The organism is Nitrospiria bacterium, assembly GCA_036397255.1.
In the GTDB taxonomy this organism is placed as follows: domain Bacteria; phylum Nitrospirota; class Nitrospiria; order DASWJH01; family DASWJH01; genus DASWJH01.
In genome coordinates, this window is sequence record DASWJH010000087.1 from 31,792 (window position 1) to 52,815 (window position 21,024).

The window sequence follows — 21,024 nt, forward strand, 5'->3', positions numbered from 1 at the left end:
AAGGAAACCCCTAAGACCTATATACTCAACTTTTCAAAGAAGTTTTAAATGCTCCAAAAAGACAAAACAAAAAAGGAAACATCTCCGCTGACAACATCACCGGAAACCCAAATGGAAAAGGAGGGTCAATCCAAAATCAGAAAATGCTCAAAAGAAAAAAAGGGGGGGTAAAACAAAGACGGGACCTTTCAACAATACAATCTGGGTTGAAACAGTTCAGAAGGGTAAGGGATCCAGATTCTCCCCTTCAACAATAACGACACCCTTCATGCCGTGTTGTTGAAAATGGAAAAAACACTGAAAGGGAAATTTCCCAGGCCGCAAGAAAGTGTGCTGGGTCATATCTCCCGGTTCAAGGGTTTTGGACCCGATTTCGGGTTGGGTTCCGGGGATGGAAAGAAAATCATCAATGAGAAAATGGACTTCAACCTTATCCCCATTAACCCACTCAACGGTTTCACCTGTTTGGATGCGAATAGAATCCGGTGAAAATTGAAAGCTTCCAGGTTGAATTCGGATGGTATGAACTTTTTGGGACTCTCCATGGACCACACCCAGAAAAACCCCAAAAAAGAAAAGGAAGAGCAGGCTAACTTTCATGATTAAAATTGAGGTGTTAAGCATAATCACTAAAAAAATACACCTCCCAATTAACGTTGTCAAGACCGAGACTTTTAACTTTTTTTGCGCCTTCTAGGCTAAGGGAGAGGGATTGGAATGCAAGAATATAAAGACATTTTTCAAGATTTTACAAAAAAAAACCCTAACAATAACATTAAGTTACTAAATTCCCCCTGCATTATTTCAAATTTAAACAATCCCCTTAAAAAGGTTTATCAAACCTTTATCATTTCTTTAAATGGGTCACTTAATGTCATCGGTAAGAAAAAGACAATTTGTGAGATCTGGCCTTCAATTCAATTCCTGGAATTTTTTTCAAATCCTAAATTAAGTTTAACGTGTAAATTAAGGAGGGCAGGGCAATGAATGGGTTGAATGATACAAAAAATCAAATTTTGTTGGTCATGCTTTCCTTTATGACGATGTTTGCATTGATTGTTGGTGTTGCAAAAAACGCTCATCCTGCCTCAGGTTGCACTGGAAAAATAACCTGGATTTTTGCAGATATTGATGGAAAACAGATTTTCACTCTTAAACCAAACGGCCCCTGTTCCTGCCAATTTAACTTCTTAGGAGATAAAGGTTTTATTAACCCTCCGGCAAATGAGCACCACCAACAAAATTATACCCAAGCAGTGGAAGCGCTTTTGTCTGGCAAAATGGTTACCGTTTGGCATGAAAAATCTAATTCAAAAAAAAATCCACGATATTGTAAAATTTCTGGTATTGGACCTGAATCCTTTACTGAAGCCAAACTTGATCATTAAAATTCACTAAACTAAATTTGTAAAATAACCCCAATTAAGCGGAAACCTCCAAAGCCTGCTTTTCTTTTCCCCCTATTTATTTAATGGGGGAGTAAGAAGGACTTCAAAAAATCTCTTCTTATGGAGTTATCTCAATCGTTGTCCCCGCCAAGGCGTTATTGGTCTCATCACTCTCAGGCTGACGATTATCAAAATCGGCAATCGCCCCGATATAGTACGTTCCCGGAGCCATATTCGTCGGGATCGTCATCGTGCTATTCCCGCTGCTGCTAACCCCGGCGGCTAAACCACCGATATAACGAGTATTGAGCCGTGTATCAGCCGTGGTAATCATCGCATCCGCAGATAAATACAGACCAACATAAAAAATGCTGGATGTGGTAGTCGTCCCCTGATTCTTGACCGTATCGGCTAAGGTAAAACTCCCCCCGATCGGTACACTCGTTGTACTGGTACTCACACCCGTCATCACTAAATCAGGACCGGTAATCGTCACCTGGCTTGCTGCCGTCAGGCAGTTATTGGTTTTTTTGGTTTCTACATCCGGGGAATCGGCACATGCCCCAAAATAGTAGGTTCCCATAGGAACTGTTGTGGGAACCGTAACGGTAGTTGTTCCAGTACTGGTTTGGCCTGCTGGAAGAATGGAAACCGTTCGATTTCCGGATAAGAGGATATCCGAGGCGGTAATGCCTGGATCTGAAGAAGGAACAATTTCAGAATCTGGGGAGAGATAGAATTGGATGGTAATATTGTTTCCAGGCCCATCTCCTTGATTTGCCACTGTATCCATAACCGAAAAGTTTCCACCAATAGGAACGGAAACAGGCGGGTTACTAATACTGGTCTCCACCAGGTCAGGCTGGGTGATTTGGATGGTCCCTGAGGCCACCCGGCAATTGTTCGTCTCATCCGATTCTGTAACCGTATTACCAATATCTGTACACACCCCAAAGTAATAGGTCCCAAAAGCAACCGTAGCGGGGACAGTTAATGAATCCGATCCCGTATGGCCTTCATCGGGTAAAAGGCCATAAATGGTTCTTGACCCAATTGAAATATCACCGATCGAAATGATTGGATCCGTAGAAAGGAAATACCCCACCGTGAAAATACCTGTTGGTTCCGTTCCCTGATTGGTTGTTGTGGATGATGCTACAAAACTAGCCCCCGCATTGACAGAGGCCGGAGGATCACTTAAATCCGGAACAACAAGATCCGGGCCATTCCTGACGATCACCGTTACCGGAAGACTGGTTCCTACATTGCCTGCCCCATCATACGCTTTTGCCGTCAACGCAAATGAACCGTTTGAACCCGTTGTCGTATTCCAATCCCAAGTTAGGGGTGATACGTAAACCGTCGACTGGAGAACATCATCCAAATAAAACTCCAACTTTGAAACGCCCACATTGTCACTTGCTGTCGCTGATACCGTAACGGTTGAAAAAACGGTATCCCCATTATTGGGTGAAGTAATACTCACGGTAGGAGGAGTGATGTCCCCGGTGGGAGCAACGGTCACTTGACGAACCCGGCTGTTTTCGGTATCAGCAATCAAGAACCCGTTTCCTGTAATGGCGACCCCTCTTGGAAGGTTGATTTGCGCCTGTGTGGCATCCCCTCCATCCCCGCTGAATCCTGGAACTCCGTTTCCAGCCACCGTAGAGATGTTTCCCGAAAGGTCCACCAACCGGATTCTATTATTTTGACGGTCCCCAATAAGGATTTCCCCCGAGATAAGGCTGGCGACGCCACGAGGTTGATGAAGTTGGGCTAAAATTGCGGGTCCACCGTCCCCGCTGAAACCCGAATTTCCAGTCCCAGCATAGGTATCAATGATTCCTGAACTGCTCACGATTCGGATCCGGTCGTTGTTTGAATCCGCAATATAAAGATTTCCAAGGGAATCCAAGGATACACCACGCGGGTTATTTAATCTTGCGTTGGTTGCAGGGCCACCGTCTCCACTGAAACCTCTATTCCCAATCCCCGCAATGGTGGAAATGGTCCCAGATGAGTCCACCCTTCTAATCCGTTGGTTTCCGGTATCCGCAATATAAACATTCCCGCTACCATCCACAAACACATCGTTGGGTTCATCCAGTCTTGCGGAAGTGGCCGGTCCTCCATCCCCATTAAAACCCCCACTGCCGGTTCCAGCTATCGTACTAATGATTCCCTCTGTATCGACCTTTCGAATTCGATGGTTTCCCGTATCTGCGATATAAAGATTCCCAGCTATATCCACCGCCACTCCTGAGGGAAAACGCAACCGGGCTAAATCTGCGGGACCCCCGTCTCCGCTATAACCCCGATTCCCGTTTCCAGCATAGGTCGTAATGGTTCCATCGGTATCTACCTTTCTTATTCGATGATTTCTGGAATCGGCAATATAAACGTTTCCTTCATAATCCATGGCAACCCCCTCAGGCTGTCTTAAACAGGCTAAGGGTGCCAAATCTCCATCTCCGCAGAAACTGTTTATACCATTTCCTGCCAATGTTGAAATATTTCCGGTTCCGGGGCTTCCTTGATTGGAAATGGTAACGGTAACGGGAAGGGAAACGGCGGTATTTCCTGCTAGATCAAAGGTTTTCGCTGCAAGGGTGTGGACCCCATCCAAAAATGTTGAAGTATCCCATGAGCATTCAAATGGTGAACTGGTATCGACACATTGGGAATTTGTATCAATAAAAAACTGAACGGAACCTATTCCATTGGAATCATTTGCGCTGGCGGTGATGAGAACAAAACCGCTGTGAGTTGATCCCTCGGAAGGAAAAGAAATAGAAACGGTTGGAGGAGTGTTGTCTACTCTAACCGTGATCAAATTGCTGGTCCCTATATTGTTGGAGGTATCTTTTGCCACAGCCTGTAAGGTATAAAGACCATCTGACAATAATGTCGTATCCAAAGAGCATTGATAAGGAGAAGCGTTGTCAATGCATAGCAGGAAATTGTTTGAATCTGGATCAAGGTAAAATTCGACCTGGCCGACGGCAACATTATCAGAAGCGGAAGCTTCAAGGGTTGCCGTTCCTCGGATTAAATCTCCATCTATCGGTTGAGTAATAGCCACCGTTGGAGGTGTAAAATCCAGAGAACGGATGGCCTTGTCCACATTGAGACGTCCCCCAGTGACTGTCCGCCCAGCCATTGAAGGGATTAGGTCAACATGATTGAAAAGGGCCGACCTAACTTGATCAACGGTTAAAGAAGGCGAATGGGAAAGAAGAAGGGCTGCGGCTCCTGCCACATGAGGGGTTGCCATGGAGGTCCCGCTAAAAACTGAGTAGGTATTATTGGGAGTAGTGCTCAAGGTATTCACCCCCGGGGCCCCTAAATCAACCGTGGTGGCTCCATAGTTTGAAAAACCTGCCTTTTGGTCATTATGGTCTGTTGCAGCAACACAAATGACATTGGGTTGGTTTGCAGTACAGGGATAGAAGATGGTTCCATCGTTATTATTGTTTGAATTCCCAGCAGCAACAATAAAAAGCATTCCCTTGGTATTGGCGTAGGCAATTGCATCTTCAACGACTTGGGAGAAGCACCCCGAGCTAGGTCCACAACCCCAGCTGTTACTGGAAATATGAGCCCCCATGTCTGCAGCATATATAATTGCAGCGGCTCCCGCGGCAAAAGTTCCGCCTCCACTGGCATTTAAAAACTTTACAGGCATGATTTGAGCATTCCATGTTACACCCGCAACACCAATCCCATTATTACCAACAGCTGCAACGGTCCCTGAAGTGTGAGTTCCATGTCCATGATCATCCATCGGATTATTATCATTACTCACAAAATCCCAACCCCTGTAATCATCTACAAACCCATTCCCATCGTCATCAATCCCATTGTTTGGAATCTCTCCTGAATTGGTCCACATATTCGCAGCCAAATCGGAATGATTGTAATCCACTCCAGTGTCAATATCGGCCACAATAATTGTTCCCGTCCCTGTTTGAATGTCCCATGCTTCTGGGGTGTCAATGTCCGCATCCACTGTTCCCCCTGTCTGCCCAGTATTATGCATCCCATATAACTCAGAAAACCGAGTATCATTAGGGGTTAATTGAATTTGAAATAAACCGTTGGGTTCAACATATTCCACAAAGGGGTTTTGCCTGTACCGGTTCATTAATTCCTCTACGGTCTCTCCCTTTTTGGAGCGAACTCTTTCAACTTTCAATCCCGAAATAGTAGAGAGGACCTCTGTATCGGCCTCATCATGGAATTGCCTTTTCTCAACTACTGAAAGATTTTTCTCCTCCTTAAATTTGACGAGAACCTCATTAGGTAAATAGTTATCCACCAATTGAATGTTTTCCGCTCTCCCTTGGGACCCATTTCCAGAACCGGTCTGGTCCATCATTGCATAGGTTTTTGACGAGGAGGTAACCAACAGAAGGTTTAAAAAAATTAAGATCAATCCCATTGTAAAGCCCGACTTTATGAAACGGTCTTTATGAATAAAGATTTTCATTTGAAAAGCCCTCCCAAAATTTTAGGGGCCCGAAAAATGTTTTTTTTAAAATTAATTGCCTCGACAATCTTGAATTTTCTCCCTTCCAAGGAAAACCGATTCTTTTTCTGATGCTGAAATTCTAACCATATGAAATGGCGAAGTGATTACTTGAGCAACCATACAGTTTGGATCGGGTTTTAATTCCTCAAAATAAATCTTAAGTTCTCTTCCATGCTCTTCAACTTTGTAAATCTCAACCGAATATCCGGCTGAACCTTTAATCCCTAAAAAAACAACCACTACCCCTTCTTTCTGAAAATCAACAACAGGAAGTGAAAGTTCGGAATGCTGATGTTCTTTCCAAAGCGCCTTCCATTCTATTGAATTTTGAATGACCCCCCTCCGATAAGTAGTTATTTTTGAATCGATCCCTTGATCAATGGTTTCAAATTCAAATTCTTTTTCTTTAGCATCTAAAGTTGTTCCAATGGGTCCAAATAAAATTAGAAAAAAAAGAAGGATATAACTTTTTTTCTTCAACATTCTGGACCGAACTAAGAAATGGTTAGAAAAGATCGCTTTAAAAATTATTTAGAGGTTGCTCCTTCCTTAATAATTTTTCAAAGAAAAACATCTCCCAAAAATTGATATGTCATGCCTAAAGTTGCCTTTTTCTATCTTTCCTTGACACTCAACACTTCTGGCACTAATTTCAAGGGCTCGTAATCCAACTTCCTTCACAAAAATTAAAAACCCGGATCTCAAATCTCAAAGAAACAGGCTCTTTGAAATTTGACCGTCCAAATACCCCAAAAAAGGTTCTTAGAAGAGAAAAACCTCAAATAGGGTTCCTTGACACCTAGTAATTATCGGGTATTCTTTAAATGTATAAATTTCTTTCTAACCGCTTAATTTAACTATTAAAAAAAGGAAATTCCTTTGGAATCCCCAGGCCAAACAACCGCTTTAATCAACCCTAACCATCTGATCAATACATTGATTGATCTTCAGGTTGGAATCAGAAAGGTTTCTTTTTATTCTTCGTCACACCCCATTATCCCAAAACTGGTCAAAAATTTGGATTGTCAATTTCAAAATCTTTTGTTGGAGGCTGAGTCAATTGCCATTGGGATTGCAAGAGACGAACTGCTTCATCAGGGAAATCTGATTGCGAAAAATAATCCGGTCATTAGAGAACTCGCCCGAATGCTTAATCAACTCAACTTAATCAGCGTAATCTTTCACAAAGGGGTTACGGAGGATGTTATTTTCCGTTTTCTGAAGTTGGTGGCCGAGTGTCGATCTATAACCCTTCCTGAAAGGGAGGAGGCCTTAAAAGCTTTTCATGAGGATACAAACTTAATCTCTCTGAAACATATCAGTTTTGGCCAAGCCGTCAAAGAAACTAAGAATGAAAATCCCCTAAATCAAGACTCGGATGGAAGAAGGGAAGGTCTCTGGAAAGGGTTGATTAAAAATTTAAGTGAAACGGGATCCCTATCCCCGGAGGAAGCACCCCTTTTAGAGGAGAAGGAATTTCATGCAGACTCAGCCAAAATGGCCAATTTGATTCAAATGCTTTGCAAAAAAAATAAAAATGAATCGCAAACCTATGAACGGGTTATTGCAAGATTCATTCAGGAACAAGGAAAACAACACCAATTGGATAAAAAAAGTGAAGCCGAAGTAAAAAAAGATATCAGAACCTTCATGACCAATCTTCCAACGGAAATTAGAGAAAATATTTTTCGTTTTTGCATAGAAAACATCCACAACAACAATACAGGGCTTGAGAATTTAATAGAGGATATGCCCCCCGCCCAAATGGGAGAGGTCATGAACCAAATCCATCTTTCAAATCAAAAGGTTTCTTCCCCTATTCTGGGCCTCCTCAAAAAATTAACCACCCTTTCCGAAGGAAACAATCAACTCAAGGATCAACTAACAACAAAACTGGAAGGACACCAAGATTTGATGGAAGAACTGTTCACCAGTCATGCAGATCGGGAATTTTATCCCAAATCCTATAGGGCTTTACTGGATGAGGAGTTGGCAATGGGTTCCATTGAGGGAAAAGGGGATCAGCCTTCCGATGAAGATTTCCTTGATGAAACCAACAACAATCGGCATCTCGCCTTCATTCTACTAGAAATGCTGGAGGGACCCATCCGCCACGAAGAAAGTTACGAAAAATGTGTAGACTATTTAAACAGACTTCTCAAGGAAGGCGTTGGCCCATCCCGCCAAAAAATTCTACCTGAAACACTGCATATCCTTTTAGATCAACACCGAAATGGCCCGGAGACCCACCGGAGTTTAATGCAACGGCAAATAAAAAAATTTCTTAACCCGGAACTGATGAGTCAAATCCTTCAAACCAGTTCCGGACCGGAGGACAGAAAAAACGACAACCTGCTCAGTGAAATCCTTGCCATTGCAGGGGATGAAATTATTCCCACTCTCTTGGATCTGCTGGAGGTAGAGGAAACGCTTACGGTCAGAAAACGGCTGCTTCAAATCATAACCCATTGCGGGAAAAAAGTAATTCCCATTGTGGTAAAAAGGCTAGAAAACGAAAAATGGTATGTCGTCCGCAATATGCTTGTTCTTCTCAGAGAGTTAAAAGCAAAAGAAGCTCTTCCTCAAATGGTTGGATGCATGAAAAACCCTTTCTCAAACGTAAAAGTGGCCGCTCTGCAGGCATTGGGAGAAGTGGGACGCGATACTGAATATTTTTTTCAGGGACTGGCCCAATCCTTAAAAGATGAAGACTATAAAGTCTTCATGGCGGGAACCTCTATTTTATTAATGAGTAAACACACCCGGTCCATGGACATGGTGATGAACTATCTTAAAACCACCAAATGGGGGGGTGATTCTTTCGGTCGAAAACAGGCTATTTTAAAAACCATCGGAAAAAATGGGGGTGGGGAATGGATCCCGATTTTACAATCCTTCAAACAACAGCTTGCTTTGCGGTTTTGGAACTGGAGACGTCAACGTGCACTCCGAAAGGAACTGGCCAAAACGCTCTCAGATTTAAATGACAGGGGTGTTCAAACAACTCGTTAATTCATTTTTCTAAAAAAGGAAGGAGGTCCTCAAGTCTTGAGCGCTGCAAACCCAACAGACGGGTTGAAACTTGCCGAACATTTCCTGAGAATGTTGACCAAAACCCTCCGTGATCGGACCTTGTATCCTAAGAACCATCCCCAGCTGATTAAAACCATGGAACAACTCGGAGAGGTTTTACCAGCCCTTTTTCAAGAATGTGACAAGAGAACCTTTGCTTTTATTGAGGACCAGATTTACATTGATGATTGCTTAATGACCACCCTAGACCAAGGCCCCTCTGATATCATCCGGATATTCCATGACCGTTTAATCGAAATTCTCATCCTTCGCGAGGGGCTAACCTTGCCAGAGATTTCATCCCTGGTGGATTTTCTATCTTCCCCTTTCAATCCGGAAGAGGGAACATTTTCTTTTCAATCCTTGCATATTGAACTCGGCAAGTTGGGTTTGGATCAAAGCAAAGAAAACACACAAACGCCTTTGACGAAAGATCTGGAATTTGCGATTTCAAAAAGCGTTCTGAATACCTCAAAATTTTCAGAAGAATCCAGAGCCCTGAGGGATATCTATATGGATTGGAACACCGCTCAGGATGTCTTGATGGACAATGTCAATGGAATTATGCAGGGCCTCGAAAGGGCCCTGTTTAACAATTTTAACTCTTTCATTCCGTTTATAGAGCTCAAATCCTATGATGAATATACCCATGTTCATGCCATCAACCTTTCTATCCTAACAATGGCTCAAGCTCAGTCTTTGGGTTTTTCGAAGGAAGCGATCCACGCATTTGGAATGGGGGCTTTACTTCATGATGTTGGAAAAACCCAAGTCTCTGTGAAGGTTCTTCATAAAGATGGGAAACTGACCGATGAGGAATTTGCGGAAATGCAAAGACACCCCCTTGAAGGGGCAATGTTATTGCTTCAATACCCTGAAGTTCCAAAAATCGCCGCCATTGTGGCTTATGAACACCATTTGAAATACAACTGCAAAGGGTACCCAACCATGAAACAGGAACGACCGCAGCATATTGCAAGTCGACTGACCGCCATATCAGATCAATTTGATGCCATGAGGAGCAATCGCCCCTATCGCGCGGCCATGGAAGCTGAAAAAATAATCGGTATAATGCAGGAAAATAAAGGAACTGATCTTGATCCGATTCTCGTGGATCATTTTATCGGATTCATCAAATCTCGAAGGGTCATGTAAATTCGTAAAAAACCCCCTCTTAGGAAGCAAATCAACCCAGCCCTAAAATATATTTTCATTTCCCTCAAGAAACAATTAACCTTTAGGTCCACCACATAGGGGACAGGTTTGACTCACCGTATTTTCCGTTGGGGCCTGGATATTTTTTTTTGTATTTTCAGGAACTCTTTTGCTGGGATCCCCCTGTAACAGCCTTGCCCACCAGGAAGACCGATGGCTTTTAATCAGTTTTGGAAGAAAAAGAAAGAGGATTACGAAAACCCCTCCCAATAAAACCACAGGCCAATCAGCCATGACAATGCTTTTCCCAAAATAGGTCAGGGCAAACGTTGGGGGAATCATTCCCAAAAGGGTCGCCAATGCAAACCACTTGAGGGACATACCGGTTAAACCCGCTCCATAACTAATCAGGTCAAAGGAGAAAATCGGAAACAAGCGGCTTATCAGGACCAAGACCCCTAAATGGCGATCAGAGCATTTCTCACAAAAAACCACTGCAATCCCAAAAAGCTTTGATACCATCTCACGGCCCAGAGCTCTTCCGATTAGGAAACTGCAAACTGCCCCAGTTCCGCCCCACTGACTGCATAGAGTGTTCCCAAAAAGGGCCCGAAAAAAACTCCTGCCGCAAAATCAAGGGGCAAACTTGGGATAGGACTGATCACAACCGCAACAGCCATCAAAAGGGTAAAAACCACGGGAGCAAAAGGGCCCAGAAATTCTAAAAAATTTATAATGCGGTCCTGGCTAAGATAAAAACCTAAATCAGTGGATTGAAGTAAAAGGAAAGCCACCCACAGGAAAGCAAGGAAACCACACAGCTTTAACAGGTGAGAAAGGTTCATCTTATTGTTAACCCAAAGAAAAATGGTAAAGTACTGGGCTAAAAAATATTAATTCGGTACAATTCAATGATTCTTCTTTGTCTATTTTTTTAAAAATATCCCAGGGAAAGGAGGTAACCCCCACAGAGCTTTTTCCTGGTAATTTAAAATTAATCAATTTTTTCAGTAAGTTGACGTGTTATGGGTTCACGGCTAAAATTGGTATGTAAACAACTGAAACCAGATTTGAAAAAGAAAAATAACTTAAAAACCCAGTGAGTGACCCATGTATTCTCATTGTAGATGATCTTCCCAATTTAAGAGTAAGCCTGAGAACCATTCTGCGGCACTTAAACTATACTAATGTGAATGAAGCATCCAACGGTGAGGAGGCGCTTGAACAGTTTGAGCGAATAAGGCCTGATATTGTTTTCATTGATATTAAAATGCCTGTTTTACACGGTTTGGATGCAATAAAAGGAATCACAGCATTAGACCCTCAGGCCTTCATTGTCATCGTGACGGGATACAGCACCGAAGAAAATGTGAAAGAAGCGATGCAAAGCGGTGTCAAAGGTTTCTTAGTCAAACCTTTTAGCCAACAACAGATTCAAGAAATTATTACCCGATTTGAAATTGAAAACGGGAAAACCGGAACCACCCAAAAAACCTCTAAAAAACAAATGGAACAATAAAAACCTTGGAGGTAAACCCAGTGCTTGTCATCCAAGATAAAGTAGGACTTAAATATTTTTGGTTAGAAAACACCCAAGGTTTTTACATGAAGCTCCCCGCGGCAAGACCGCGGGGTATCAAAAAACCCCCCACCTTCCCTCCCCCCTCGATGGGGGGAGGGAAGGTGGGGGGTGGAGATGGTTTTGGGAAGCCCATCCTGAGATAAGTCGAAGGGCCCGCTACAACAGATCTACTGCGTCCCACGCCGCAAGCGGCGTGGAATTGCCAGTTAAAAAAATTTTTACAGGAATTTTAATTTTTGCTTTCCCCCAGAATTATTTCTTTTCTCCCCTTTATTGCTCAACGGGTCCAGGAAAACATTCTCTTAAGAAATTTCTTTTTCCCTTGGGTGAATGTGCTCTTCCGCCATAAATTAGCGACTTTTTTAATCACCTCGGCTTGGGTAGGATAGGGGTAAATGGTTCCACCAATGGTTGCAAGGCCTACCCCCGCTTTCATGGCAAGGGTAATTTCATTGATCATATCCCCTGCATGGGAGGCGACAATCGTAGCACCCACAATTTTATCCGTCCCCTTTTTTACATGAACCCGTGCAAACCCATCCTCTTCTCCATCTAAAATTGCACGGTCCACCTCCTCTAAACCAAACGTAAAGGTTTCCACATCAATCCCTTTTCCCTCTGCTTCTCCCTGGTAGAGGCCCACATGAGCAATCTCCGGTTCAGTAAATGTACACCAAGGAATAATTAGGGAATGAGTGGACGCATACCCCAAACCCAAAGGATGTGGAAAAAGTGCGTTTTGGATTACAATTTGGGCCAAAGCATCGGCCGTGTGAGTAAATTTATAGGGAAAACAGATATCCCCAGCTGCATAAATTCGCGGGTGGGTGGTTTTGAGTTTATCGTTTACCTTTACCCCTTTTCTTAAATCATATTCCACCCCTGCCTTTTCAAGGCCCAAGCCTTCCACATTGGGCGTCCTTCCAATGCCCACTAAAATTTCATCCACCACCAATTCTTTTTGATTTCCATGAACCTCGTATTGCACCACTTTTTCTTTCCCCCGAGCCTCAATCCGAATCACCTTGGATCGAAAAATTAAACAAACCCCATCGAGCTTCATTTGTTCTTGGACCCATTGGGCAGCCTCCGCATCCTCCCGAGGGAGGATATGATCCGTCAATTCAAAAAGGCTAACCTGACTTCCAAAACGACAAAAAGATTGTGCCATTTCACACCCAATGGGACCCGCCCCAATGACGGCCATGCGGGCAGGAAGCTCCGTTAGATTAAAAATAGTTTCATTGGTTAAGTATCCCGCCTCAGAAAGGCCGGGAATGGGAGGGGCAGCCGCTCGAGCCCCTGTGCAGATGGCTGCCCGTGAAAATTTCAAAACTTTTCCCTCCACCTCCACCGTTTCAGGTCCTGAAAATCGCCCTTCCCCAATAAACACATCCACCCCCATGTTTTGATACCGTTGAGCAGAATCCCCATGGCTGATTCGGGATCGCAATCGTCTCATCCTATCCATAGCCTTTCCAAAATCGTATTTCACCCCATCAGGGATATTCACACCAAATTGATCAGAATTCTTTACATCCGTCCAAACCCTTGCTGCACGGATTACCCCTTTTGAGGGTACACACCCCACATTGAGACAATCCCCTCCCATCAAATGCCTCTCAATTAAAGCCACCTTCGCTCCCAACCCTGCCGAAATCGCTGCGGTGACCAAACCCGCGGTTCCCGCACCGATGACGACCATGTTATATTTTCCAGATGGGGTTGGATTGACCCATCCAGAAGGGTGAACATTGTTCATTAAAATTTGATTATACTCATCATTTGGAAAGATCATGGGGATTCCCTTTTTTTTTCCTTTGGATAGTTTTCATGGTTTAGTCCTTTTCAAAGATGAAACTGAATAACACAGACATAAGCTTTGATATTCAGGGTGATAGTTCTTTTCTGATGTTCTATCCTTTGGGGTCGGCTTTATTTTAAAATGGACCGATGTTCCCCTTTCAAGAAAGGGGTGGATCCATAGGGTGGGGGAAAATAGATAAAACAATTAAGAATAGATACAAAGAACCCCTTGCTCCCCTAGGAAAAATGAAGCCGCGGTGGGTGGCCGGAAAAGTACCCACCTGATAGCCAAGATCAATACCACTGGATATTAGGCTTTTTAAAAAACCAGTTCAATGAAAAAGGAAAACAAGATTTGAACTCAATGATTTGGGTTGTTTTTTTTTTGCAATCATTTCTTGTTGACTCGATTTAAAAATTGAAGGTGGCATGTTTTTCTTCAAATGGCTTTTTTTTTAAAAAAAAATAAACCCAGAAAAGAGATAATCATCCGCACGAGCAATAAAAAACTGAATCTCCACATCTGGGGGCACACCTCACTTATCATCTGTCTCATCCTTCTCACGGTCCATCCTTGTTTTGCAAAAGACCGAAGTTTTTCCCGGTTTGACATTTTTTTAACCGACTTAAACACATCACCCCGTTTATGGACCCATGGGTTTAAAAATCTTAAAGGCCGGAAAGAGTTATTCATATTGGGAACAGGGGCAGCCGCTACATTGATTTCATGGCAATGGCATGATGACATTCAAAAGGAAATTGAACGTCACCCCATCCATAAAAATATTTCATCTGTTGGAGATGTCTATGCTATGGTTTTACGGTCAGCAGCGGCCTCCCCCAATTGGGAATATATTTTTTGGGACTGGGAACGGAAAATAGAAATTTACGTAAGTTCGGTTTTGTAACCACGAACGCTGCTTTTTCCAGTGGGGTAGCAACGGTGGCTTTAAAACTCATCTTAAATGTCAAACGCCCGGATGGAAACAAGCGAAGCCGTTTCGATTCAAGCTTCCCTTCAGGCCATGCAATGGGAACGGCTGCCTTAGCCGGAACCGTTCATCAGCAGTATGGATTTAAATACGCGGTACCTTTTCAACTCGCCAGCCTATTTTCCGGGCTTACCCGTCTTTTTGATCATCAACACCGGCCTTCAGAGGTGTTTGCGGGATGGGGTTTGGGATATGCCATTGGATATGGCGTAGGGCGGGCCTGGGAAAATTTAAGTCAACAAAAAACCAGGTTTTCAATTACTCCCTGGAGAGGCTTCGTGGATAGGAGGGGAACAGGGACCCAGATTATCCTGCCCCTCTAAATCAAAAAAGGCTACCCGAGGAAATCCACACATCTTTTCGAGGGCCACTTACAAACGTTTTTCCTTTTTTTTTAAAAAAACCCGGGTTAGGACCTCTCCTCGGAAGAACCCACAATTGAAAACAGATTTTCAATAATTCGAACTCAAAAAAATTCCCCTAAAGAAACCTCAAAAGCGGAACAGGGAGTGAGAATCCCCCAACGATCCAACACCTCGGGATGAATTTCTCCGAGGAACCCCACCCCTTTACCCTCGATCCGGATCCGGCCCACACGACCCTCTAAGAAGGAAGGATGGGAAATGGGTTCCAAATCATACACGCAATTCATATAATAAAACAACATTTCCAAATAAGTATGGGTTTCCGAAAAATTGGCTCCAGGGTGAGCCACCAAAGCACCTAAATTGACCTGGGTTACCGGGTCATCCTCTGGGTGTGTTTTTCGTACCACCTCCCCAACCTCAAAAATCTGATGGGGATAGAAAGCTTTGGAGCTTGCTGCTTCCACTTTAAGCAATGAAGGCAGAAGAGAATCCCTTAACACTGCGTAGGTTTCAGACATGATATTGTCCACTTCAACCACGCCGCCCCCATCGAGTTGCATCCGTTCGACAATCTCCTCCCGAGAACAAAGAATATTAGAATTCATCTCTTGAAACCCCATCCCAATTAAAAAAGTTCGAACCCAATCGGAACACTTTTCCTCCTTGGAAAGATCCCCTACCGTAAAATGAGGGGGCAATTCGGGTTTAAACTGATCATACCCCCGGCTAATAGCCACCTCCTCGATCACATCAACGGGATGCATCAAATCATCCCGATAGGGAGGAGCGGTCACTTCCAATTTTTTACCCTTCAGCTTTACCAAATGCCCAAACCCCTTCAAAAGGCCCATCACTTCTTTGGTTTGAAACCTTTCGGCAAATGCTTTATCAATGTCGGTTAAGGACACACAAAGAGGTTTTGAAAAGGAAAAAGGCATCCTGACTTTTTTTCCAAAAACGGTTTTCTCAGGGTAGACCACTTCTACAGACTCGATGGAAGCCCCACGGTCAGACAAGTTAGCTGCCCAAATATTAATGGTAAGGGCCACCATCCGAAGGTCCGTTCCGGTGACCTCCACCAAAAGGTTTTGATCTCCCGCTTTGACCTCCCCCAGGTCACGGCTATTGATAATGGGGGGAAAAGAAAGGACCTGCTGCTTTTGGTCAATCAGAAGAGGATACCGGTGAGTTCCTTCAAGGATAAACCCATACTCCTGTCCCTTGGGGTGATTTTTTAAAATTTCCGCCAGCGTCATTTTAAAATCGCAATTTAAAGGAATAAAGGAAACCTGAGAGGGTTCTGCCACTGTATAGGTTACCGGAAAAGAAATTTTCTCCAAACGGTACAACCCGATTGAAACACTTTCCCTTTTGCGCCCATAAAGATCGGCTAACTTTTCTTGGGTTTGAATGAACTGAAGAAGAAGTTGGTCGTCCACCAATAGCCCTTTGGCCACACACCCTCCGATATAAGGCCTGATCGCTTTTGTTCCTGGTTCAACCAGGATTTGAAAAGGGGCTTTACTTTTTTTCTTTAAAGAAAAAGAGTTCCGGACCTGGGGTGTCAGCTTATACCGGATTTGCCGTGCGATCCCCTCAACACACCAAAGATCAGGCCGATTGGTATCATTTAATTCCACCCGAAGTTCATCCGTCTCCTCTTGGTAATCTTTAATCTCACCTTTTACCCAAGCCAGGTATTTCTCGATTTTTGGAACACTCATGGACCTGCCTAAAAGTGCTTCCAGATCTTTTTTGGGAAATTGAATTGTGGGCATGAGGTTTTACCTAACCATTCAATTTTTTTGTCCGGATAAAATCTAGGTCTACTGAAAAGAGATCCCGTATATCATTAATTTCCAACGCCATCATGGCCATCCGATCCAGACCCAACCCCCATGCAATCACGGGAACGGAAACACCCAAAGGTAAGGTTACCTCTGGCCGGAAAAGCCCCGCCCCCCCTAACTCCATCCAACCCAGCTGGGGGTGTTTTGCATGGATTTCGACCGATGGTTCCGTATATGGAAAATAGGCGGGAAGAAATTTTATTTCTTTGGCTCTCGCCATTTCAACCGCAAACAGCTTTAATAGGCCTAATAAGGTCCTAAAATGGATCCCCTCTCCCAGGACGATCCCTTCCACCTGGTAAAAGTCAGGTGCATGAGTTGCATCCACCTTATCGTACCGAAAACAGCGGGCCAAAGAAAAATATTTTCCTGGAATATTGGGCCCGGATGCAAGGGTTCGCGCTGAAACGGCTGTCCCTTGACTCCTTAAAACTAGCCTTTTGGCTCGGTCGTTTTTGAAAGAATATCTCCACCCGGTGGATCCGGTTTTCCCTCCAGTCTCATGTGTTTTTGCCACTTTTTCCAAAATATCCTTTGGAAGTCTTCTGGAGTTTTTGGGATCACGAACAAAATAGACGTCGTGAATGGCCCGCGCCGGATGAAACTGTGGCATAAACAGAGCATCACTATTCCAAAATTCGCTCTCCACCAACCCTCCTCTCATTTCCTGAAAACCCATCCCCACCAATTTCATTTTAATGGTGTCCAAAAATTCTCGGTAGGGATGCTTTCGGCCCATGGCTGCCCTGGAAGGTTTCAGCGTAATATTATAATGACGAAAAGTCTTATTTCTCCAACTCCCCTCCTTCAGCATTTCAGGGGTAAGCTGGGTAATTTCCTCCTGTGCAAAACGATCGAGGTCCAGTTCACCAATGATCTTTTTCCCAAAAACCGTTAAATGGTAGGATTTGTGACGTTTCTCCTGAAGGCTAAAAATCCCTTTTTTCCCTCGCCCACTGCCGTGTAAGTTGATAATATTCTTCTCCTGGGAAGAACATGTCTCCAAAACAACACTTTCTTTTTCACTGATATTCTCAACGATTTTTTTTAAATTCTGCCAACGTCCAACAACTTTTGAATGGTCAATATCCAAACGTTTGAGTTCCAGAACACCTCCCGCTGCAATTTGGATAGACTGATCATTTTTAAGCTCCCCAATGGCTTTACTCACATCCAAAGGATCCATTTCACGGCGAAGGCCAGAGATATCCATGGGATTACCGCTTTTCAGTTTTTGAACGATGGTGAGGATTGGAAACCCCTGAGAGAGGTACTGTCGACCTAATTCTGAAATGGTAACGGTTGTAGTAGACCCAGCGGCTTCGGCAGTCAGGAGATTTTTGGTTAATAACCAACCCATGGCCATGGTAAACCGTGATTCATCTAATTGACTGGCTTGCAAGAGGGCTTCCTCTGCAAAAGGGCCGGGACCCCCGAGTTTTATAGCGGACAACAATTTTCCTTCGAGCGGGTGAAAACTGGCCAGAATATTTTCAATATTTTCTGTCATAAAAAAAAACGAACCCCTTAAAATACTCGCCTGTGAAGGGGTACCCAAGTCTAAAAATCGCCGAAATATATTTGAAGCGGAAAAATACGATAACGGGTTTAGAGACGACTGTCAAGAAAAAGTCCCAATAAAAAAGGGTGCCGGGAGGATCTCGAAAAAAAAATTGGGAGAGCGAGAAGGGGTGTTCAGGAAATTACAGGGGACCTGGATTTCCTTTAAAGTAAGCTTCCTCATCGTCCGTCAACGTTCGATCCTTTGGAAAAGGAGGGGGTGATGGGTATGATTCCATTTTCCTTGTCCACTGAGGTTGAATGAATAAACCGCTTTCACCACCAACCGCAAGGTACATAAAAGTGAAAAATTCCGGCGATAAGGTTAATACCTTCAAATGTTTTTCAAAACTGGGAGGGACCTGTGGGATCACCAATAACAGGCGGGGGTTCAACGTAGGAATCAAGAGGCTTTGGGGAATCAACTGGCTGATGAGGGGAAGATGGTTGGATAGCCAATCCAAATGTTCTAAAGCCTGAAACAAAATTTTTTCATCGGAAACAATATCATATTCAATCATTACGGCTCGGCCTGTTCCATCCCGTGCAAGAAAAAACGAAGCGGAAGAAGATGGAGGAAGAATAGAGGAGTGAACCGGTTTTAGCCCGGGTTCAATCATATCTAGGTGTTGTAGGAGAAGCCTTTCTAACGATTGCCGTTCGGCTAGGGGAACCCTCTGAAATTTCAGCATGATTTTACCAATGTTTGGCTAAACACCTTTTCAAAAAAAGGAGTGGACGCCCCGAAGGGATTAAACCCTTCCCCTTTGATAATCCGTTCACCTAACTGAAACAGGGAATCCGGTATTGAATCCCAAGGTTTTTTTTCGGACAATCCCCCCGTTTCCTTGGACTTCTGACGGATGATCTGGTGCAAAGGAGGGAGAACTCCCAGGTAACTCATACTGGCGCCTAAAAACTTTTTTGTGGCACCGGTCAGTTGTTTGAATGCCTCAACGGTATTTTCCCCTTGATTGGGTTCTGAATATAAAACACCTATATGAAGGTTTTCATTGGCCTGAAGAACTTGTTTGATCACCCGGTAGGTATCTAACATATAATTTGGGTTGGGAGAGGTAAAAAGCAATAAATCATGCACTAAACTCGCCCCTAAAAACTGACCTTTGGTCTTTTGAATAGGAACATGGACCAGAAGATACTCAGAGGCAAATTCCTCATCAAGAAGGCCCTGCAGAAAAATTTCCCGTTCATGGTAGGGAAGGCTATGGAGATCTGACTCTTTCAAGTGGAAGGCCAGCAGATTGATCTGGGATGAAAACTGAACCCTAAAGGGACGCTCCTTTTCTCCCAAATAATCCTGAATGGAAGAAGCGAGCTTTGGGAAACCCAAAAGGGTTCCCAAATCCGGGGCCTGACCTTTGAAATCCACCATCAACACCTTGGCCCGATGAAATGCGAGGGAAATGGCTAAAGAAACCAGAAAGGGCCCCGGGGGATACGGAATCAAACTCAACACGGCGAAACTTCTGGGAATTCTTACCATGCAATGGGGTGCCGCGTAAGGAATCCCCCCACTTTTTTTCTCCTCCTTTTGGGAAATAAAAAGGTGTGAAATTTCATTTAGACCTCGACCCAACCGTTTTTTATCATCCACGAATTTCTACTCTACCGTTAGGAGGGAATTATATCCTCCTTGATAGTTCTCAACAATTTCTGGGTTGGTGGGATCCTCCCGCCATTGACCATCCACAACCAAACGATATTGGTAACGTCCGGGGGATAAATGAAGGATTTTTCTCCAAATCCCCTCTTCCTCCTTAATGGAAAAAACTTTCCGGTCGGGAATCCACTCGTTAAAATCCCCCGCAATTCTGACATCTTTGGCTTCGGGTTCCTTAATGGCAATGAGGACGTCACCCTCCCGGCGCATGGGACTGGACAAGGAGGCCACTTCCTCAGCGGAATCCCTCATCTCATAATGTTGCTCTTCCACCTCCAACACTTCCTTCGCCAGGGCTGAATAATCCTCGTGACCGATGGATTTGGGGTCGTACTGAGCAATGGGTTGTCCAAAACTGGCCGCCTCCCTCAACCGGATATTGTTACGAATAACGGTTGAGAAAATACGCTTTGGAAAAAATTTCTCAATCTCCCTTTGAATCTCACGTGAAAAACGGGTTCGGTGATCATTCATTGTTAAAAGGATTTTGATATCCAAAAAATGACTACAGGTGGATTGGACCATATCAATGGTTTCGGTCAACTTTCCAAGCCCGTGGAGAGAAAAGAAACTGGTTTCGACAGGAACGATGGCCTCATCAGAAGCCCTTAACGCATTGATGGTAAGAAGCCCCAAACTGGGAGGGCAGTCAATTAGAATGTAATCATAGGAACGGTCCAGGTCAGCCAACTGTTTTAATAGTTGTTTTTCTCGGGCCTCTGTTCCAGCAAGAAGTTGTTCGGCAGCACTGAGTAAAAGATTGGAGGGAGCAATACTTAAATAAGGTTGAACATCATGGAGAAGAATTTCATTAATCTGAGCAGATCCACATAGAACATCATACATGCTGGATGCACTTTCATCAGGTTTTTGATTTAAACCCAATGTGGCGTGGCCTTGTGGATCTAAATCCAGCAAGAGCACGCTGTGCTTTTTAAACGCCAAACAAGCGGCTAAATTGATGGCCGTGGTTGTCTTTCCGCATCCACCCTTTTGGTTTACGATAGAGATAATTCGCATAGTACCTCCTTCTAAAGGG

17 protein-coding genes are annotated in these 21,024 nt (G+C 43.9%); 6 read left to right on the forward strand and 11 right to left on the reverse strand.

What is annotated here, in order from left to right; translation table 11 throughout:
* Window positions 1-216: 216 nt before the first annotated feature.
* Complete coding sequence (locus VGB26_11650) at window positions 217-624, reverse strand: cupredoxin domain-containing protein (protein ID HEX9758431.1); 408 nt, start codon at window positions 622-624, stop codon at window positions 217-219.
* Window positions 625-983: 359 nt separating this feature from the next.
* Here VGB26_11650 and VGB26_11655 point away from each other — a divergent pair, with 359 nt between their 5' ends.
* Complete coding sequence (locus VGB26_11655) at window positions 984-1,388, forward strand: hypothetical protein (GenBank protein HEX9758432.1); 405 nt, start codon at window positions 984-986, stop codon at window positions 1,386-1,388.
* A gap of 118 nt (window positions 1,389-1,506) precedes the next feature.
* Here the strand turns inward: VGB26_11655 and VGB26_11660 are convergent, their stop codons facing one another.
* Window positions 1,507-5,877 (reverse strand): S8 family serine peptidase, encoded by a 4,371-nt coding sequence (locus VGB26_11660; protein ID HEX9758433.1) that lies wholly within the window; start codon window positions 5,875-5,877, stop codon window positions 1,507-1,509.
* Between the two features lie 51 nt (window positions 5,878-5,928).
* On the reverse strand, window positions 5,929-6,402 hold the full coding sequence (locus VGB26_11665) for a protease complex subunit PrcB family protein (protein ID HEX9758434.1): 474 nt from the start codon (window positions 6,400-6,402) through the stop codon (window positions 5,929-5,931).
* Window positions 6,403-6,798: 396 nt separating this feature from the next.
* On the opposite strand from VGB26_11665, the gene VGB26_11670 reads away from it, so the two are divergent.
* Window positions 6,799-8,931, forward strand: a complete 2,133-nt coding sequence (locus VGB26_11670) for a HEAT repeat domain-containing protein (protein ID HEX9758435.1) — start codon at window positions 6,799-6,801, stop codon at window positions 8,929-8,931.
* A 36-nt stretch (window positions 8,932-8,967) separates the two neighbouring features.
* The gene (locus VGB26_11675) at window positions 8,968-10,146 is read left to right on the forward strand and encodes an HD domain-containing phosphohydrolase (protein HEX9758436.1); all 1,179 of its coding nucleotides are present in this window, start codon (window positions 8,968-8,970) and stop codon (window positions 10,144-10,146) included.
* Window positions 10,147-10,221: 75 nt separating this feature from the next.
* Here VGB26_11675 and VGB26_11680 read toward each other — a convergent pair whose 3' ends face one another.
* On the reverse strand, window positions 10,222-10,668 hold the full coding sequence (locus VGB26_11680; protein HEX9758437.1) for a VTT domain-containing protein: 447 nt from the start codon (window positions 10,666-10,668) through the stop codon (window positions 10,222-10,224).
* A gap of 23 nt (window positions 10,669-10,691) precedes the next feature.
* Complete coding sequence (locus tag VGB26_11685; protein ID HEX9758438.1) at window positions 10,692-10,991, reverse strand: hypothetical protein; 300 nt, start codon at window positions 10,989-10,991, stop codon at window positions 10,692-10,694.
* A gap of 254 nt (window positions 10,992-11,245) precedes the next feature.
* Here VGB26_11685 and VGB26_11690 point away from each other — a divergent pair, with 254 nt between their 5' ends.
* The gene (locus tag VGB26_11690) at window positions 11,246-11,665 is read left to right on the forward strand and encodes a response regulator (protein HEX9758439.1); all 420 of its coding nucleotides are present in this window, start codon (window positions 11,246-11,248) and stop codon (window positions 11,663-11,665) included.
* A 340-nt stretch (window positions 11,666-12,005) separates the two neighbouring features.
* On the opposite strand, the gene VGB26_11695 is transcribed toward VGB26_11690, so the two are convergent.
* Entirely contained in the window at window positions 12,006-13,526 is a 1,521-nt protein-coding gene (locus tag VGB26_11695) for a mercuric reductase (GenBank protein ID HEX9758440.1), read from the reverse strand.
* Between the two features lie 703 nt (window positions 13,527-14,229).
* Here VGB26_11695 and VGB26_11700 point away from each other — a divergent pair.
* Both VGB26_11700 and VGB26_11705 read left to right on the forward strand, forming a co-directional pair.
* The gene (locus VGB26_11700) at window positions 14,230-14,442 is read left to right on the forward strand and encodes a hypothetical protein (GenBank protein ID HEX9758441.1); all 213 of its coding nucleotides are present in this window, start codon (window positions 14,230-14,232) and stop codon (window positions 14,440-14,442) included.
* The gene (locus tag VGB26_11705) at window positions 14,394-14,849 is read left to right on the forward strand and encodes a phosphatase PAP2 family protein (protein ID HEX9758442.1); all 456 of its coding nucleotides are present in this window, start codon (window positions 14,394-14,396) and stop codon (window positions 14,847-14,849) included. Before VGB26_11700 ends, VGB26_11705 begins: the two co-directional genes overlap by 49 nt.
* A 143-nt stretch (window positions 14,850-14,992) precedes the next feature.
* On the opposite strand, the gene pheT is transcribed toward VGB26_11705, so the two are convergent.
* The 5 genes from pheT to VGB26_11730 form a co-directional block, all read right to left on the reverse strand.
* Window positions 14,993-16,672, reverse strand: coding sequence for a phenylalanine--tRNA ligase subunit beta (pheT, locus tag VGB26_11710; protein ID HEX9758443.1), 1,680 nt, complete (start codon window positions 16,670-16,672; stop codon window positions 14,993-14,995).
* Window positions 16,673-16,682: 10 nt separating this feature from the next.
* Entirely contained in the window at window positions 16,683-18,254 is a 1,572-nt protein-coding gene (locus VGB26_11715) for a phenylalanine--tRNA ligase subunit alpha (protein HEX9758444.1), read from the reverse strand.
* 193 nt (window positions 18,255-18,447) lie between these two features.
* On the reverse strand, window positions 18,448-18,996 hold the full coding sequence (locus VGB26_11720) for a hypothetical protein (GenBank protein HEX9758445.1): 549 nt from the start codon (window positions 18,994-18,996) through the stop codon (window positions 18,448-18,450).
* Window positions 18,990-19,919, reverse strand: a complete 930-nt coding sequence (locus tag VGB26_11725; GenBank protein ID HEX9758446.1) for a hypothetical protein — start codon at window positions 19,917-19,919, stop codon at window positions 18,990-18,992. Before VGB26_11725 ends, VGB26_11720 begins: the two co-directional genes overlap by 7 nt.
* Before the next feature lie 6 nt (window positions 19,920-19,925).
* Window positions 19,926-21,005 (reverse strand): AAA family ATPase, encoded by a 1,080-nt coding sequence (locus VGB26_11730; GenBank protein ID HEX9758447.1) that lies wholly within the window; start codon window positions 21,003-21,005, stop codon window positions 19,926-19,928.
* Window positions 21,006-21,024: the final 19 nt, after the last annotated feature.

What these genes read in the sequence shown, in the direction of transcription:
- VGB26_11660 (HEX9758433.1), bottom strand. Translation starts at nt 5,877, where the DNA reads ATGAAAATCTTTATTCATAAAGACCGTTTCATAAAGTCGGGCTTTACA.
- VGB26_11650 (HEX9758431.1), bottom strand. Translation starts at nt 624, where the DNA reads ATGCTTAACACCTCAATTTTAATCATGAAAGTTAGCCTGCTCTTCCTT.
- VGB26_11730 (HEX9758447.1), bottom strand. Translation starts at nt 21,005, where the DNA reads ATGCGAATTATCTCTATCGTAAACCAAAAGGGTGGATGCGGAAAGACA.
- VGB26_11685 (HEX9758438.1), bottom strand. Translation starts at nt 10,991, where the DNA reads ATGAACCTTTCTCACCTGTTAAAGCTGTGTGGTTTCCTTGCTTTCCTG.
- VGB26_11655 (HEX9758432.1), top strand. Translation starts at nt 984, where the DNA reads ATGAATGGGTTGAATGATACAAAAAATCAAATTTTGTTGGTCATGCTT.
- pheT (HEX9758443.1), bottom strand. Translation starts at nt 16,672, where the DNA reads ATGCCCACAATTCAATTTCCCAAAAAAGATCTGGAAGCACTTTTAGGC.
- VGB26_11695 (HEX9758440.1), bottom strand. Translation starts at nt 13,526, where the DNA reads ATGATCTTTCCAAATGATGAGTATAATCAAATTTTAATGAACAATGTT.
- VGB26_11665 (HEX9758434.1), bottom strand. Translation starts at nt 6,402, where the DNA reads ATGTTGAAGAAAAAAAGTTATATCCTTCTTTTTTTTCTAATTTTATTT.
- VGB26_11680 (HEX9758437.1), bottom strand. Translation starts at nt 10,668, where the DNA reads ATGGTATCAAAGCTTTTTGGGATTGCAGTGGTTTTTTGTGAGAAATGC.
- VGB26_11720 (HEX9758445.1), bottom strand. Translation starts at nt 18,996, where the DNA reads ATGCTGAAATTTCAGAGGGTTCCCCTAGCCGAACGGCAATCGTTAGAA.
- VGB26_11715 (HEX9758444.1), bottom strand. Translation starts at nt 18,254, where the DNA reads ATGACAGAAAATATTGAAAATATTCTGGCCAGTTTTCACCCGCTCGAA.